Origin of the sequence: Pontibacter korlensis (assembly GCF_000973725.1) — a bacterium.
Lineage (GTDB): Bacteria > Bacteroidota > Bacteroidia > Cytophagales > Hymenobacteraceae > Pontibacter > Pontibacter korlensis.
Window position 1 is genome coordinate 2,209,371 of the sequence record NZ_CP009621.1, and the last position, 16,234, is coordinate 2,225,604.

18 protein-coding genes are annotated in these 16,234 nt (G+C 48.1%); 5 read left to right on the forward strand and 13 right to left on the reverse strand.

What is annotated here, in order from left to right; all coding sequences use genetic code 11:
- Positions 1-169 precede the first annotated feature (169 nt).
- On the forward strand, positions 170-1,054 hold the full coding sequence (locus tag PKOR_RS09610; protein WP_235337423.1) for a transposase: 885 nt from the start codon (positions 170-172) through the stop codon (positions 1,052-1,054).
- Between the two features lie 316 nt (positions 1,055-1,370).
- Here PKOR_RS09610 and PKOR_RS09615 read toward each other — a convergent pair whose 3' ends face one another.
- The 8 genes from PKOR_RS09615 to PKOR_RS09645 all read right to left on the reverse strand — a co-directional run bounded on the left by PKOR_RS09615 (position 1,371) and on the right by PKOR_RS09645 (position 6,456).
- Positions 1,371-2,294 carry an aspartate carbamoyltransferase catalytic subunit gene (locus PKOR_RS09615; protein ID WP_046310383.1) on the reverse strand — a complete coding sequence of 308 codons (924 nt, stop codon included), beginning with the start codon at positions 2,292-2,294 and terminating at the stop codon, positions 1,371-1,373.
- 15 nt (positions 2,295-2,309) lie between these two features.
- A complete protein-coding gene (gene pyrR, locus PKOR_RS09620) occupies positions 2,310-2,858 on the reverse strand; it encodes a bifunctional pyr operon transcriptional regulator/uracil phosphoribosyltransferase PyrR (RefSeq protein ID WP_046310384.1) in 549 nt (182 codons plus the stop codon).
- Positions 2,859-3,000: 142 nt separating this feature from the next.
- Positions 3,001-4,485, reverse strand: a complete 1,485-nt coding sequence (locus PKOR_RS09625) for a hypothetical protein (protein WP_046310386.1) — start codon at positions 4,483-4,485, stop codon at positions 3,001-3,003.
- A 176-nt stretch (positions 4,486-4,661) separates the two neighbouring features.
- A complete protein-coding gene (locus PKOR_RS09630; RefSeq protein WP_046310388.1) occupies positions 4,662-5,072 on the reverse strand; it encodes an EVE domain-containing protein in 411 nt (136 codons plus the stop codon).
- A gap of 32 nt (positions 5,073-5,104) precedes the next feature.
- Positions 5,105-5,323 carry a hypothetical protein gene (locus PKOR_RS24740; RefSeq protein WP_148561658.1) on the reverse strand — a complete coding sequence of 73 codons (219 nt, stop codon included), beginning with the start codon at positions 5,321-5,323 and terminating at the stop codon, positions 5,105-5,107.
- Positions 5,324-5,353: 30 nt separating this feature from the next.
- Complete coding sequence (locus tag PKOR_RS09635; RefSeq protein WP_046310390.1) at positions 5,354-5,782, reverse strand: hypothetical protein; 429 nt, start codon at positions 5,780-5,782, stop codon at positions 5,354-5,356.
- 4 nt (positions 5,783-5,786) lie between these two features.
- On the reverse strand, positions 5,787-5,972 hold the full coding sequence (locus tag PKOR_RS09640; protein ID WP_046310391.1) for a hypothetical protein: 186 nt from the start codon (positions 5,970-5,972) through the stop codon (positions 5,787-5,789).
- A gap of 91 nt (positions 5,973-6,063) precedes the next feature.
- Positions 6,064-6,456 carry a hypothetical protein gene (locus PKOR_RS09645; RefSeq protein ID WP_046310393.1) on the reverse strand — a complete coding sequence of 131 codons (393 nt, stop codon included), beginning with the start codon at positions 6,454-6,456 and terminating at the stop codon, positions 6,064-6,066.
- A 206-nt stretch (positions 6,457-6,662) separates the two neighbouring features.
- Here PKOR_RS09645 and polX point away from each other — a divergent pair, with 206 nt between their 5' ends.
- Genes polX through PKOR_RS09660 form a run of 3 tightly spaced genes read left to right on the forward strand, consistent with a single transcriptional unit; the run spans position 6,663 to position 9,768 of the window.
- The gene (polX, locus tag PKOR_RS09650) at positions 6,663-8,366 is read left to right on the forward strand and encodes a DNA polymerase/3'-5' exonuclease PolX (RefSeq protein ID WP_046310395.1); all 1,704 of its coding nucleotides are present in this window, start codon (positions 6,663-6,665) and stop codon (positions 8,364-8,366) included.
- A gap of 6 nt (positions 8,367-8,372) precedes the next feature.
- Positions 8,373-9,347: a glycosyltransferase family 9 protein gene (locus PKOR_RS09655; protein ID WP_046310397.1), complete on the forward strand. Its 975-nt coding sequence runs from the start codon at positions 8,373-8,375 to the stop codon at positions 9,345-9,347.
- 13 nt (positions 9,348-9,360) lie between these two features.
- Positions 9,361-9,768, forward strand: coding sequence for a hypothetical protein (locus PKOR_RS09660; protein WP_046310399.1), 408 nt, complete (start codon positions 9,361-9,363; stop codon positions 9,766-9,768).
- A 93-nt stretch (positions 9,769-9,861) separates the two neighbouring features.
- On the opposite strand, the gene serS is transcribed toward PKOR_RS09660, so the two are convergent.
- A complete protein-coding gene (serS, locus tag PKOR_RS09665) occupies positions 9,862-11,136 on the reverse strand; it encodes a serine--tRNA ligase (RefSeq protein WP_046310401.1) in 1,275 nt (424 codons plus the stop codon).
- Between the two features lie 285 nt (positions 11,137-11,421).
- Between serS and rho the strand changes: the two genes are divergently transcribed.
- On the forward strand, positions 11,422-13,167 hold the full coding sequence (gene rho / locus PKOR_RS09670) for a transcription termination factor Rho (protein WP_046310403.1): 1,746 nt from the start codon (positions 11,422-11,424) through the stop codon (positions 13,165-13,167).
- 172 nt (positions 13,168-13,339) lie between these two features.
- Here rho and PKOR_RS09675 read toward each other — a convergent pair whose 3' ends face one another.
- From PKOR_RS09675 to PKOR_RS09690, 4 genes are read right to left on the reverse strand one after another with little or no spacing between them, the layout of a single operon-like run.
- Positions 13,340-13,813: a hypothetical protein gene (locus PKOR_RS09675; protein ID WP_046310405.1), complete on the reverse strand. Its 474-nt coding sequence runs from the start codon at positions 13,811-13,813 to the stop codon at positions 13,340-13,342.
- A gap of 42 nt (positions 13,814-13,855) precedes the next feature.
- Positions 13,856-14,743: a UbiA family prenyltransferase gene (locus tag PKOR_RS09680; protein ID WP_235337425.1), complete on the reverse strand. Its 888-nt coding sequence runs from the start codon at positions 14,741-14,743 to the stop codon at positions 13,856-13,858.
- Positions 14,744-14,796: 53 nt separating this feature from the next.
- Complete coding sequence (locus PKOR_RS09685; RefSeq protein WP_052738797.1) at positions 14,797-15,648, reverse strand: hypothetical protein; 852 nt, start codon at positions 15,646-15,648, stop codon at positions 14,797-14,799.
- A gap of 42 nt (positions 15,649-15,690) precedes the next feature.
- The gene (locus PKOR_RS09690; RefSeq protein ID WP_046310407.1) at positions 15,691-16,194 is read right to left on the reverse strand and encodes a hypothetical protein; all 504 of its coding nucleotides are present in this window, start codon (positions 16,192-16,194) and stop codon (positions 15,691-15,693) included.
- Positions 16,195-16,234 lie beyond the last annotated feature (40 nt).

Below are 16,234 nucleotides of genomic sequence, written 5' to 3' on the forward strand. Positions count from 1 at the left end.
CTGTGGCGCTTTTTTTATACCTGATGTAACAACTAGTAAAAGAAAAAGCAGGTTTATCACCAAGAGTGGTCGGAAGGAATTCCGACCACTTTTTCATTGGGGCTGTTTTTTCACTTTCTTGATCTCTCTGCTTCTCTTGTTTGTTGTCTTTACAGGCTAAAAGATAAAGATGATGAGCATATTCAAAGACCACAGGATGAGTGTGAGCCAACTGCTGGAGCCTATCCCCGAGCAATACCTGGCGCAACTCTCCCTTCAAAGCAGCGTAGGGCATGCAAGCGGCAGGAAGGCAGTCCAATACACCGTGGCCTTTGATGGGGTGCTGCCCTGCAGCGCCCAGGCCTTCAGCGAGCGCAGCTATAACAGCGAGGAGGTGGCCCTGTCCCACCTGGTCTGGCAGCATGCCAGGAAGGAGGCTGGCCACAAAAACCTGTATGTGCTGGACCGGGGCCTGCAATCGGCCCAAAGCCTGGCGGCCTTTGAGGCGCAGCAGGTGCGCTTTGTCTGCCGGGTGAAGGAAAACCGCAAGTATGAGCGCAAGGCCAACCTGCTTGAGCCAGGACAGCAGACAGACCTGGGCGAAGGGGTGCTGAGGAGCGATCAGCTCGTCAGGCTTTACTGCGGCAAGCCCATCCACAACAGGAAAGGAAACATCCATTACCGGGAAAGCCTGCTGGAGCAGGATTTCCGCCTCCTCATCGTGGAAAGCAAGCAGGACCCAAAGCAGCGCTACTGGCTGTTGACCAATGCCCTGCAGATGCCTGCTGAAGAGGTAGCCAAGGCCTACCGGCGCAGGTGGGACATGGAGGTGTTCTTTCGCTTCTTTAAGCAGGAGCTCAACCTGAGCCACTTGGTCTCGCTCAACCAAAACGGCATAGAGGTGATGCTCTACATGACCCTGATTGTGGCCATGCTGCTGCTTATCTACAAACAGGCCAACGCCATTGGCTACAAAACGGCCAAACGCAGGTTTGCTATGGAAGTCAGAAACCTGGCTATTGCCATCATCGTGGCAGAGTGCGGTGGGGACTTGGACAAACTCTTTAAAACATAAAAAAAGTGGTCGGAATTTCTTCCGACCACTCCTGGCCAATGGCCTGCCTTTTCAAAAATCAACGTTCACTAAACTTTAATTTACTTTATCTCTAAGCTTCAGGTAAAATCTGCTCTAAGCTTTGTTTTATAACCATGGGAGCAGGTTTATACTTCTGCTATAATAACAGAAAGCGGCAGTAGATGTTTTAAGGAAGAGCTAGAAAGTAATCTGACATTCCTAGGACTACTTTCAGGGATAAAAAGGAAGCCGCCCACAGGATACAGCCCTGTGGGCGGCTTCCTTTTTATACTTTATCTTATAGTTTACAGAATGTCTAACCTTTCTGTGCCAGCAAGTATAGCACAGCCATACGAACGGCCACACCGTTTTCTACTTGGCTTAGAATGATAGAGTGATGTGAGTCGGCAGCATCAGAGCTTAGCTCTACGCCACGGTTTATCGGCCCCGGGTGCATCAGCACTATTTCTTTGTTCAGGCTGTCGAGCATCTTCTTATCAATGCCATAGTAGAGCGTGTACTCGCGCAGCGATGGGAAGTACTTCATCTGCTGGCGCTCCAGCTGTATGCGTAGCACGTTGGCCACATCGCACCATTCCAACGCTTTGCGTACGTTCGTCTCCACCTTTACGCCCAGCTCCTTAATGTACTTTGGCAGTAACGTAATTGGCCCGCAAACCATTACCTCGGCTCCTTGCTTCTGCAGGGCGAAAATATTGGAAAGAGCTACGCGCGAGTGCAGGATGTCTCCGATAATCACCACTTTCTTACCGGCTACTTCGCCTAATCTCTCCCGAATGGAGAAAGAGTCGAGCAGGGCCTGGGTAGGGTGTTCGTGAGTGCCATCGCCTGCGTTAACAATGTTCGCCGGTATGTGCTTGCTGAGGAAGTGTGGTGCACCTGGGCTGGAGTGGCGCATAACGATCATGTCCACTTTCATGGCCAAGATATTGTTTACCGTATCCAGTAAGGTTTCGCCTTTCTTTACAGAACTGCTGCTGCTGCTAAAGTTGATAACATCGGCAGAAAGACGCTTTTCGGCCAGCTCGAAGGAGAGGCGCGTACGCGTGGAGTTCTCGAAAAATACGTTGGCGATGGTAATGTCGCGCAGCGAAGGCACTTTCTTAATCGGCCTGTTCAGTACATCCTTAAAATTATCGGCAGTCTCAAAAATGAGCTGGATGTCTTGCGGGGTGATGTCTTTGATACCTAACAGGTGCCGGACGCTGAGCTCTTGCATGTATAGTGAGAAGTTTTATTCTTCGGTTTTGGTAATCAGCCAGATGGCATCCTCCTCGGCCTGCTGTTCCTTCCACTCTACCAGCACCCGTTGGCTCTGCAGGGAGTTTACCTGGTGGCCCACATAGGTTGGCTGAATAGGCAGGTGGCGTGTGTAGAGGCGGTCTATTAGTACCAACAGCTCCACACTGGCAGGTCGGCCGTAAGCAATCATGGCATCCAGGGCAGCACGCACTGAGCGGCCTGTAAACAACACGTCATCCACCAGGATAACCTTTTTACCTTCTACCAGAAAATTGATTTTGGTAGCGTTGGCTGTGATAGGTGTTTCGCGGCGGCGGAAATCGTCGCGATGGAAGGTGGTGTCGAGAAGGCCGGTAGGTACTTGTTTGCCTAGTATAGTAGCCAGAGTGCTTTGAATGCGCTGCGCTACAAATCTGCCGCGCGGCTGCAGGCCCAGAATTACAGAATCATTAAAATCGCCATGGTTCTCGATAAGCTGGTGGCACAGGCGCATCACCATAATTTCGAGCAGTTGGTGGTTTACAATGAGTCTTTTCTGCATAGCCGGGAGAATTAGATGCAAATATAGAAAGTCAGGTGAAGATGCGAAAGGTTTAAAGCATTTAGCGCGAGCCGTAAGTAATTTTATACTTTAAGTGGCTTTAATAAAGCACAGGTTTAGCCTACGCTGCAGGAGAAAGATCTTAGAATGTGATCTTGTTCACATAGAAAACAGACCGGAAGTTGGCACCTTTTGCTTTGATGCGTTGAAAACCAAAGGCAGCCATACTGTTGCCGTACCACCGAATGATACCGGCCTGGCTGGTATACTGTACCTTCTCTTCCTCATCGTAGGTTAACAGCTCCAGTTCTGTTTTTTCGTCGTTGTAGCGGTAGTCATCCATAATGTGGTAGATGATCTTGTTATTGTCTGGGTATGCCATTACGACACGTCCGCCCGACAGGCGCTGTACCTCCACAACGTGTGTCAGTTCGAACGTTGTGATACCAGGTAATGGAAACATATTATCCCAGAGCAAGATCCCGTTTTTGTCGAAGCCCAAGGCCACAGCATGGGTACGCTTGATCCCATCCGGTAGGCGGTAAGGTCTGTTGTCGAAGTCCAGGGCAAGGCTACTATTACGTGGGTTTGAGTATTGTGGGTAATAAGCCTCGGCCGCCAGGATATATCCATGCGGAGTTACGATAAGATCGTGTAGCAGCAGACGGTAATGAAAGCCGGGACCACGGCCACTTTTCAGGCGCTTTTCCTCACGACGTCGGGTACGTTCCTCACGGCGCGGCTTCATGTACTTTAAGAAGTTTCTGAGTTGAAGCAGGCTGTAAAAGTTACCCTCTACCACCCGTGAGGCTAAAGGAGTGGCATAAAAGCCTTGGGCAAATCGAAGGTCGCGTGTGCCGTAAGTGCCTATCAGCATCTTTTCTGTTGTGTCGCCTGGAGTTATTTCAGCATTCAGCAGGTTCCTGTCCTCTTTCTGAATAATGAAGTAGTTGTTGAGGAGTTTACCATTGGCATCAAAGCTTTTTACCTGCAACCTGGAAACACGACCGTTAGATTCGGTTATGACTGCATCAACACGGTTTTGTCCTGCATCGGCCAGGAGGTCTGAGAATGAAGACTGTTCTCCGTAGACCGAAGGCAGGAGATTGGCTTCGCCTGAGAGAGGGTTAAGGTGCATCAGTACAGACTTGCCGTCTTTCCTGTTGCGCCCTATAATAAAGTAGTTGCCGTGCAGTACCTTGTACTCATATATGTCTTCCAGAGGGTCCAGGTTAAACTTCTTATGCCAGATGTTGCCAGTTTTGTTGTGCACCCGAATGAAAGTATAGTCGCGGAGGTTATCACTGCCGAACACAAGGTAGGTAAAAGGCTCAGCAGTATAGTAGCGTATATAGTCACTGTCCGGGGCTATATTGGCCGTGTCTGTCCATACTTCCTCCAGCTGGCTGTCATACTTGGTAAAATGGAATGTAGCATCCGTTTCCCAAGGGTTGCTAGTTTTATGGTAAACCAGCAAGCTACTGTCGGGAAACGCAATAACCTCTACTTCTACATCTTCAGGCTCAAAAGGCAACTCCAGGCGCACAGGCTGGGTTGGTTCCTGTGCCCACAGAGGTACAAGGATAAGCGAGAAAAGCAGGGTGAGCAGGTTACGAGCATGTGGCATAGTATCACGGTGTTTGTGCTATCCGGCGGTAGAATAATATAAAAATAGCAGCTATTGCATTTTACTGCAAATAACTGCTATTCGTTGTTTGCCAATCCTCCCGTAAGTCTTGTTATACAGTTGATGTTACAGTAGATCAAGTGCTTGTATCAGGTTAACCCGCAAGGGAAAGATACTTAGTTGCCTAGGGCTAGCAGAATATCAAACTCTTCAGGCTTCAGGGGCATTACTGACAGGCGCGACTGGCGTAGCAGCGCTATGTCCTGCAGGCGTTCGTCTTTCTTTATCTGCTCCAGTGTTACCGGCTCCTTAAAATCGCGGAAAGGTACCAGGTCTACCACTACCCATTTGCCCTTGTCGTCTTTGGCAGTTGGGTCTGGATATGCCTCTTTGTCTACTTTGGCAATGCCAACAATAGCTTTCTCGGAAACGCTGTGGTAGAACAGCACCAGGTCGCCGGGCTGCATTTGCTGCATGTTGTTGCGGGCTTGGTAATTGCGTACCCCATCCCACATGGTGCGGCCATCTTTTACCAGATCGGCCCAGGAATATGTTTCAGGTTCTGATTTTACTAACCAGTGTTGCATTGGTGTAAGGGTGAATTAAGAAGTATAGTTTATTATGATTGTGTATTTGGTTCAAGTATTGTTGCCTTCAGCTTCCGTGCCCGCCAAAACAGCAGGATCTCATTTATGATAAGGGTAAGCAATGCGCCATGCACAAGTCCTATCCAGTAGGTGTTTGATAAATTCAGAAGTATAAGTACCACGGAAAGCATCAGGAGAAGAGCTCTGATTAAGCCCCTTCTGTTGTTGGAAAGCATTTCGTAAGTTCTCATGCCGGCTAGTAGTATGATGTAGGAAAGAAGTTAGTTCTTCTTGATCGTGATCTTCTGTCTGCTGCGCAGTTGCTGGTACCGCAGGACACTGTCGATGAGCAGGGTCAGCAAAATGCCGCTAAACAGGCCACCCCAGAAGGTATCAAGCACGCCAACTAGCACAAGTATCAATACAAGCGCCTGCAGCCCGGCCTTCAGTAGTAGCTTATGGTCTTTGCTCAGACTCTTGTATCGTTTGAATACGCTGCGAAAAATACCTGCCACTTTGGGTGAATTGCTCGACCAGGGTTTAAAGAAACGCTGCATTTCCCACTCAAGCTGCACCAGCAGAACGCCCAGTACTGATCCTCCGAAAAAGCTTATGAACAGATCGGCTACCGTGAGTACCATGAACAGCAGAAGCAACAGCAGGGCTGCTCTGGTTCGGGTAGATCTCGATAGCTTGTTATAACGGAGCATAGGCTTAAAGTTGTGGTGTTCTCTTAAGATAAGACATTAACAGAATCACCAGTACTACAAACCCAACAGCTAGCAGGCCATACAGAAAGCCTGTCCAGAAGAGGGCGTATGTATAGGTAAGTACAAAAGCCAGGGCAACAATTGCTGCAAGAAGAAAAAAAGGCAGTACTTTCTTTATTTTCTGATCCATGGCTAAAAGTATACTTTGCTAGGTAGCTAGCTTTTGGGCAGCGTTAAGTTGAGTGTATTTTATACTTCTGATTTGCAGCGAACGTTCAGTTTTACTCTATTCGTCTTACTTTCAGCAGGTCTTCATCCAGCTGTACAATCTGCATGTTGTACTCTACCGGAGGAGTGCTACCCTGAGCCATACGTATCTGCACAAGGTCCTTCTCCAGTTGCTCCCACTGACCCTCTTCTTCCTTCAAACCATCTGTAGGTGCCACTTCATAACGCTTAAACACACCTCCTGGCTCTAAGCTGAAGCCTGTGCGCCCACGTGAAGGCGGAAAATCGTAGGTGTTAGGGCGATATACCCAAAGGCCGTCTTCATCCTCCTCAAAAGAGTGGAGCCATACTTTTCCGGCCATCTGAGCGGCTACTTTGTCGGACTTCCTGCAGGTTACCGCCATCAGGAGCAGGCACAGCAGGCAAATCAGAGACGTATATTTCATATGTAGTAGTATCGTTTAATGCTAAGGTAGGGAATAATGGCGGTATATCGAAGTATAAAAATACAACTATCCTATGCTCAGGATGGTGAAGGGTTGGCTATGAGATTATACGATGGAGTGCCACCCGGAGGTAAGACGCATAGGGCTTAGCGGCAAAGGTTCGGCCGCTTTTCCTATCTTTGTAGCATACAGACAAGACTTAGGCTTTGGAAAACAAGAAGATCATAAAACAGTTTAAGCTGGCGGCGGAGCTCATGGAGCTACACGACGAAAACCCGTTCAAGATCCGCTCTTACACCAATGCGGTGGGAGCACTCGAACTGGTAGAGGACCCGCTGGAAGGCATGTCGCAAGCGCAGCTGGAGGAAATTCAGGGCGTGGGCAAAGGCATTGCCGCTAAGATTGTAGAAATAAACGAGAAAGGCTCTTTTGCTGAGCTGGACCAGATGCTGCAGGTAACACCTCCGGGAGTGGTGGAAATGCTGCGGATAAAAGGCATTGGCCCTAAAAAAGTACGTAACCTCTGGAAGGAGCTGAGAGCTGAGACTGTGGAGGAGCTACTGGAGGCATGTGAGCAGGACAGGGTAAGCAAGCTAAAAGGCTTTGGTGCCAAAACACAGGAGAACATAAAGCAAGCGCTACTCTTTACACAGCAAAACCGCGGTAAGCTGTTGTATGCGGAGGGTGAACTGATGGCTGAACAGCTGTTGCAAAGTATAAAAGCAGCCTTGCCAGAGGCGCAGGTAGAGTTGGTGGGCGATATGCGCCGCCGCATGGAAATCGTGACATCCCTGCAGTTTATACTTGCAACTGATGCGCCGGTGCAGGCACAGCAGACTTTCCAAAGTATAACTGAGCTAGACGAAGACGTAAAAGCCTCTGGGCCTTTTGCATGGCGCGGCTCCCACTCCGAAAGCGGTACGCCCGTTGAGGTAAAGCTGGTGCCTGTAGCACGTTTTGCTAATGAGGTGCTGCTACACTCTGCTGCCCCGGAACACCTGGCGCAGCCCTTTACAAGCACCACTAACCTGCTGACTGTAGTACGCGAGCAGGACTATGCATCTGAGGCTGATATTTATAAATCGGCAGGCATGGCCTACATTGAGCCGGAACTGCGTGAGGGCACGAATGAGTTGGAGCTTGCACTTCAAAACAAGCTGCCACAGCTGCTGGAGCTCTCTGATCTAAAAGGTATCCTGCACAACCACAGTACCTACTCCGACGGTGCCCATACCTTGGAGCAGATGGCTACCTACTGCCGTGACATGGGGTATCAATACTTAGGCATATCCGACCACAGTAAAACAGCCTCTTATGCAGGCGGTTTGCGCGAAGGCGATGTGCTACGGCAGCAAAGGGAAATCGATGAGCTGAATAAGAAACTGGCTCCTTTCAAGATATTCAAAGGCATTGAGTCGGACATCCTGGGCGATGGTTCACTGGACTATGACAGAGATATTCTGCAGACTTTCGACTTTATCGTGGCCAGTATTCATAGCAGCCTTAACATGGATGAGAAAAAAGCCACCGCACGATTGATAACGGCCATTGAGAATCCTTACACCACCATGCTAGGTCACCCAACAGGGCGGCTCCTGCTGCGCCGCGAAGGTTACCCGATCAACCATAAGATGGTGATTGATGCCTGTGCTGCTAACAACGTGATCATCGAGATCAATTCTAACCCATGGCGCCTCGACCTCGACTGGCGCTATGTGCAGTATGCCCTGGAAAAAGGCGTGATGCTAAGTATAAATCCTGATGCACATCACACCAATGGGTACGACGACATGAAGTATGGCGTATTGGTTGGCCGTAAAGGTGGCTTAACAAAGGACATGACTTTTAATGCCAAGCCGGTAGAGGAGGTAGAGAAGTACTTCAAGGAACGGAAGGAGAAGGTAAAGTAAGTATAGATGCCTAAAATACTCATACTTCGTTTTTCCTCCATTGGTGATATCGTGCTAACGACACCTGTTATCCGCTGCATTAAGCAGCAGGTGCCAGGGGCGGAGGTGCACTACTGTACCAAAAAAGCTTTCCATAGCATAGTTGCCAACAACCCACACGTGGACAAAGTACATGTACTTGGCGATAGCCTGCGTGAACTGGTACGGGTACTAAAAGCGGAGAACTTCGACTATGTGGTGGACCTGCATAATAACCTGCGCACCCGCATAATCAAGGCACGATTAGGCAAGCCGAGCCGTAGCTTTAATAAGCTAAACTACGAGAAATGGCTGATGGTAAATTTTAAGCGGAACCGCCTGCCTGACGTGCACATAGTGCAGCGTTATCTGGATGCAGCTGCTGCCTTAGGTGTCAAAGACGATGGAGGGGGGCTGGACTATTTTATACCTGGTCAGGACCAGGTAGATGTAAATACTTTACCAGTGGGCTTTCAGAATGGCTATGCGGCCTTTGCTATAGGAGCTCAGCATTTCACTAAACGCCTACCCACACCTCGTATTATAGAGTTGTGTGAGCGTCTGCAGCAGCCGGTTATATTACTAGGTGGTAAGGAAGATGCTGCTACCGGTGAAGAAATAGCTGCTCATTTTGCTGAGAATCCACAAGCAACTATCATCTACAATGCCTGCGGTAAGTACAACCTGAATGGCTCTGCCTCGTTGGTGAAGCAAGCAGAGAAGGTAGTAAGCCACGATACAGGGCTAATGCACATTGCAGCTGCCTTCCGTAAAGACATCATCAGTGTGTGGGGCAATACTATTCCGGAGTTTGGGATGTACCCTTTCCGCACTAAGTACAAAGTGTTGGAAGTACACGGCTTAAGCTGCCGCCCATGCTCCAAAATAGGTTATAGCAAGTGCCCTAAAGGCCATTTTAAGTGCATGTGGGATATACCGTTTGGTGATCTGGAAATAGAGTAAAAAGAAATCAAGTATGTCAAAATACAACCTAAACTGGCAGCAGACCGACGCTCAACTGTTGGAGGCGCTGCTGCTGGCTACAGGCGGTGAGGGAGCCGCTCCGCTTCACGAAGTTCTCTTGATGGCTGATGCCGTGGATGGAACTGTTTTGTCACACGAGGAGGTAGAGCAGGGACTGGAAAAGCTCATGTCTGTCAACTATGTGCATGTGCAGAAAAACAAGCTGTCCCTTACGCCGGAGTTTATGAAGGCTTATGAAAGTATAGATGGGGCTGAAAATGAACAGGAGGCCCTGTGGCAGTTACTCCAGAGTCAGCTGCTAACTCCTGAAGGGTTAGATGAGCCAAAGATCCTAATTAAGAAGTATAAACTCAAGAACCACTACCAAGCCTATTTAGAGCAGTATGGTGGAGGAGAGTAGATAGATGACATAAGCCTTATAAAAGCAAAAGCCGCTGATGTATTCAGCGGCTTTTGCTTTTATAGTTTAGGATCTCACTTTTATCCTTTAGAACTAGCCAATTTTCTCAAAGCCCAGATACGGGTGCAATACTTTCGGCATGTTGATGCCATCTGGCGTTTGGTTGTTTTCGAGTATAGCGGCTACAATACGAGGTAGGGCAAGAGCACTACCATTTAGCGTGTGCAGCAACTGTGTTTTGCCAGACTCAGTTTTGTAGCGCAATTTCAGGCGATTAGCCTGGTATGTCTCAAAGTTAGAGGCAGAACTTACTTCCAGCCAGCGGCCTTGCGCAGCAGAGTATACTTCCATGTCGTAGGTAAGGGCAGAGGTAAAGCCCATATCGCCACCACACAAGCGGAGCACACGGTAAGGCAGTTCCAGTTTTTGCAACAGCCCTTGGATGTAGCTGCTCATTTCTTCCAGCGCCTCATAAGATCTTTCAGGTAGTGTTATCTGAACAATCTCTACCTTATCAAACTGGTGCAAACGGTTCAGGCCACGTACATCGGCACCCCAGGAGCCCGCCTCACGTCTAAAGCATGGCGTATGGCCTGTATTTTTGATAGGCAGCTGGTCAACCGGAACGATCTCATCGCGGTACATGTTGGTAATCGGAACCTCAGCTGTCGGGATAAGGTACAAATTATCTGCTGTGGCATGATACATCTGGCCGTCCTTATCTGGTAATTGGCCGGTACCGTAACCTGATGCCTCGTTAACCAATATAGGCGGCTGCACTTCTATGTAGCCTGCTTTCATGGCCTCATCTAAAAAGAAGTTAATTAGTGCTCGCTGTAAACGTGCCCCTTGCTTCTTGTAGAACGGAAAACCAGCGCCGGTTACTTTATTACCCAACTCAAAGTCAATGATATCGTATCTTTGAATAAGCTCCCAGTGCGGTTGTGCTCCTTCGTGCAGCTGTGGTATCTGGCCATGCTCTAGCACAACTTCGTTGTCATCTGCGCTTTTGCCAAATGGAACGCTTTCGTGCGGCAGGTTAGGTAACTTATAAAGAGCTTTCTGAATTTCGTCTTCTAACGAGGAGAGTTGCTCAGCTAGTGATTTGGTCTGCTGCTTCAGTTCGGATGTTTCGGCCTTGGCGGACTCGGCTTTTTCACGCTCACCGTTCTTCATCAGCATACCGATTTCTTTGGATAAGGAATTGGCGCGGCTCTGAAGTGTATCATGCTCGTTCTGGATCTGACGTCGCTGCTGATCGAGCTCCAGCAGAGCGGCTACTTCCTCGGCCGCATTTTTGTAGTTTTTCTTGTTCAGGCCGGCTATTACATGCTCGGTCTGCTCTCTTAAAACTGTTAGCTGTAGCATAGTTAAGTATTATGTATAAGCACAAAAATAGAGTTTTTTAAGTATTTAGCGGCTTTTACGAAATCTTTTAAACATTATTTGAAACTTTTTTTCTAAAAGAACCCGTAATATTTGTTAATTAAAAGGCATTGCAATAACATTGCGGTACAATTGAAGAAGGCCCTTTTCCCGTGCCTCTCTGACTCTTTCGCAACCTATTCTTTTTTCCTGATTTAAAAGATAATCCTCGCTTTGTTCGCGCACTGCGAAACCTGGCAAGTTAAGTTAACTACCATACCATTATTTATGTACAAAATTGAAGAATTGAAAGATAGACTTCTTTCAGAACTCAAAGAAATTGCTGAGCAACTGGGCGTTAAGAATTTTAAAAAACTTAGCAAACAAGACCTTATTTACAAGATACTTGATCAACAAGCGATCACCCCTTCTGAAAAGATATCAAAAAAATCCAATAGAACCCCTCAAATTGAAGCTGCTGATGATGTAGAGGCAACTGAAAGTGCAGTTGCAGTGGAAGAAAGCATGGCAGAAGCACCCGTGGCCGAAGCACCGGAAGCAGCCAGACAGGAGCGACGTCCACGTAGTCAGGTTAATAACCGTCGCGAAGACAGGGCACAAGTTGCTGTTCCTGCTGAGGCTCCGGCCAAAGACCACGGCTCACAAAATCACCGCGAGCGCCTCCGCCGCGATAACCGTAGCGAGAACAAAGAGGAGAACCGCAACGAGGGTAGAGACAATCGTAACAACGATAACAGGGGGGATAGAGATAACCGCTACGACAGCCGCAGCAACGACAGCAGAGAAAACCGTGGTAACGATAGCAGAGAAAGTCGTAGCAGTAATGACCGTAGCAACAACGATAACACGCGTCGTAGTAATCAGCAAAACACCGCCAATACGAATAACTTTAAAGAGTTTGACGGTATAATCCTGAATGAGGGTGTGCTGGAGCTGATGCAGGATGGGTATGGTTTCCTTCGCTCTACGCACTATAACTACTTAGCCTCTCCGGATGATATCTATGTTTCTCCTTCGCAGATCAAGCTGTTTGGCTTGAAAACAGGAGATACTGTTAAAGGTCAGATTCGTCCGCCGAAGGAAGGTGAAAAATACTTTGCCCTATTGAAAGTAGAAACGGTAAACGGACGTACCACTGAGGAAATCCGTGATCGTATTCCATTCCAGCACTTAACTCCGCTATTCCCGGAAGAGCGCCTGAAATTAACTACAAAGCCAAGCCAACTTTCTACTCGTATCCTGGACCTGTTTGCCCCTATTGGTAAAGGCCAGCGCGGTATGATTGTGGCCCAGCCTAAAACAGGTAAAACTGTGTTGCTGAAAGAGATTGCTAATGCCATCTCTGAAAACCACCCGGAAGTATACCTGATGATTCTGCTGATTGACGAACGTCCTGAAGAGGTAACTGATATGGCTCGCAGCGTGAAAGCTGAGGTGATTGCTTCTACCTTTGATGAGCAGGCTGAGCGCCACGTAAAAGTATCCAGCATTGTACTGGATAAAGCTAAGCGCATGGTAGAATGTGGCCACGATGTGGTTATCTTGTTAGACTCTATCACTCGTCTGGCTCGTGCCTATAACACCGTAGTACCTTCTTCTGGTAAAATATTATCAGGTGGTGTGGATGCTAATGCCCTGCACAAGCCGAAGCGCTTCTTCGGTGCTGCCCGTAACGTTGAAAACGGAGGCTCCCTTACCATCATTGCCACTGCCCTTATCGACACTGGCTCTAAGATGGACGAGGTAATTTTTGAAGAATTCAAAGGTACCGGTAACATGGAACTGCAGCTGGACCGCAAGCTGGCAAACCGCAGAGTTTACCCAGCTATCGACGTTCCTGCATCCGGTACGCGTCGTGAGGATCTGCTGATGGACAGAGACGAGCTGAACCGTATCTGGATCCTGCGCAAGTTCATGTCAGATATGAATTCTATCGAAGCCATGGAGTTCCTGAAAGACAGAATGAAGGGCACCAAGAGCAACGAGGAGTTCCTGATCTCGATGAACGGGTAAGGAAGAAAAGGTTAGCTTAACTTATATAAAACAGCCTGCCAGACTTTTGTTTGGCAGGCTGTTTTATATATGCTCAGTTTATCTTTTGTAGCTGCTGTTTATTGGCTTACCTGTAGCCTTCTTAGTGGAATTGCGGGTATTAAAGCTACTTTAGAGGAGGGTCAGGAGAACTTTACCACCAAAAGCTGTAATCTGGCCTTACCAGAAGGTAAAAGGTGTAGGTGGCAACAAAGCCGAAGATAATATGTGCAAAGATGAGTGTGGTCAGGTAAGTCCTGAGGGTGATAAGTGGTGGGTTGGGGTGCATCATAAAAAAGAAGTACCAGACAACCATAGCCACAAGACCGTGTGCTAAACCAAACAGCAGCCCCCAAGAAGCTGTTGGCAAGCCTACACCTGAGCTCCAGAGGGCTAGGTAAATAAGAGCAAATAAGACACCTACACCATAATGAGCTATCGTGCCTGCCACCTTTGTGCTAGTCAGCTCTGAGAGGCTACCATCGGGCTGTGTGCGGTTCAGGAGCATAGTGCCAAGTATACACACCACCTTCATGACACGGTGCGTAATAAACGAGAGTAGGTACAGGAAAGCAGTCATGGCGGCGGTACCAGCTATGCCTGCTAATACGGCATCAAAAAACTTCATAAGCGGTGCTTTCTAATGCTATACGATTTTACAAGCGTAGGTTTAGGCTAACCACACCCTCGCTACCATCATCAAAATAAACGCAGTACTTATGCTGAGCGATGAGATCTTGTTCATCAGCATCGTGTTGTCGTAGTTCACAGCATGCGGATCTTTCTGCGCTCGCAGTACCCAACCCGTGTAGAAGAAAAGGATAGGAGTTGTGCAGAGCAGGAAAATGAAGATGTTTTGCACTTGACTAGTAGTAAGGTACAACCACAGCAGTAAGCCTGTACCAGCTAATAGGCTAAATGCAGCAAAAAGATAGGTGCCGGTTACACCCAGAATCAAGCTCAGGGTACGGTCGCCACGGCGGCTGTCTTCTTCGTGTTGGTAAATCTGGGTGAGGGGGTAGGAGCCGCAAAGGAACAAAGTGCTTACTAAGGCAAACCAGACGTTAGGCTCTTGCAATACCTGCTGTAGGGTTAGCCCCACACCCACTTGCACCATTATGTAAGTGAATGCTCCTTGAAAAAACGTAACAACAAATGTGCTAAGTATGGGATACTTTTTTAGACGTATGCCCTCATAGCTGTAGGCCTTGGAGATGAAGAGGTACAAAGCAACAAAGCTAGCAAAGAGTGGCGACAGCAGTAGACCTGACAACACCGCTAACACATCAAACAGCAACACCAAGAGCATGAGCTGCCTGTTAGGTTTAGGAGGATTTTTTAAGCCTCCTATGCTTCCTTCGTCACGGTCATAATAGGAGTTATAGCCATTGCTGGCAGGGTATACCAGTACATGCAGTATCAGGAACACCGCAGCTGCCCGCCACAAGTCTACCTGCTGTAGCGTACTAAGTGCAAACCAGAAAATCGGCATCAGATACACCGAAAAGGGTATGCGCATCAGCGTTAGGGCAGTACTATACTTGGTAGCTATTTTCAATGGCTGAGTGTTTTAACTCTTATTGGTATAATTCTTTATTCAACATATCTGGTTCACTCTCCTGTCGGATACCCAATCAGGTAAATAACCTGTTTGCCTAAGGCTTTGCCTGCACGGCCTGAGCTCCAGGTGTAGTCACTTGTTTCTACCTTTGATGCCATACGTTGTAGCTGGTCAGGAGTATAAATACGGAGCAAAGAAACTGTGCCGTCCCAGATGATACCGAACGGAATAAGCGGGATGATGTACGTGAAAAAAAGCCTGCTCAGCCTGAATGGCCGGATAAAAGGAGTGACCAGCAGTATCACTACCGGGAAGAGTAGCCACAGGAGGAGCATCTCAAGCCAACTCTTTTTTGCTCCTTCAAAAATGCCAATGGCTGCATGCTTGTTAGCGGCATCCTGAAGTATGGCTTGTGCTAAGGGTGGCGGGAAGTGGTGGAAAGAGGAGAAAATAGTGCGAACACCTTTTATACTTTCTGGTACAGCAGTGGCATCTACAGGCGCTGCTATATACTTGATGGTGCCTGCTGAATTCTCTTGCAGATACTGATAAGCGTTGATATTAGGATAAAGGTCGGAGAGGGTGACATGAACTGTTGTACCCATTTTTCTGCTCAGCTGCTCTCGTATTGACGCAATACCTCCTCCCGCTCCAGAGCAAAGGTCGGTAATCTCTTGTTGCCTGGAGCGCTCCAATAGCTCCTGGAGCAGTGGTAGTATAGGCTCGTAGGCATTCAGCTTCGTGATCATGAAGCGCAGAAAGTCGAGCATACCCTGCCGGATAACGTGTGGAAACCAGCGCAGGTCTTCTAGTTCAAAGAGTTGGAGGCGGATGTTCAATGGGAGTTTCTGCAGAGGTACTGTGCGAAAACTCCAAAGGTTTCCGAATAAACCTTGAGCCATAGCTTCAGGAGCATACTTGCCCTGAAGCCGACAAGTATAGTTCTAAATTATGCCCTGCTCACCGGCACCAATACGAAGTCCATCGCCAGTATTGCTGAAAAGCTGCCAATACTCACTTGCCGCACTCATTGGATCTGGCATAACTGAGAGAAAGGTTCCGTCGCTAAAGTATAGCATTAGGCCCCAGCTGTCCTGTTGCTCTACACGCTCTACAATTAGGTTAGGATTATCGTTTACCAAGGCCATCATGCGTTGGTCGAGCATATTTGAGCCGGGTTCTTTCCAGTTCCAAACAGGGTTAGGCAGCCCTTCTTCACGTTTACGAATGTATACTTCGCTGTGCTTAATTATGTACCCTTCTGCATGCTGTAGTTGCCATGGGCAATCTACGGCCAGGGTCATCTCACCTACATCCAAAACCAGACCTTGTGGTGTGGTATAGTGGGTATGGCCAAAGTGGAAATATTGTATGGTTTCGGTGCGGGTAGTCTTGGTAAGGGGTTGCCCGATAAGTCGGTCAAACGCCTGTTGTATAATCTGTTGCATCTGCAAAGAGGTCTGTAATGTGCATCTTCTGGAACAAATA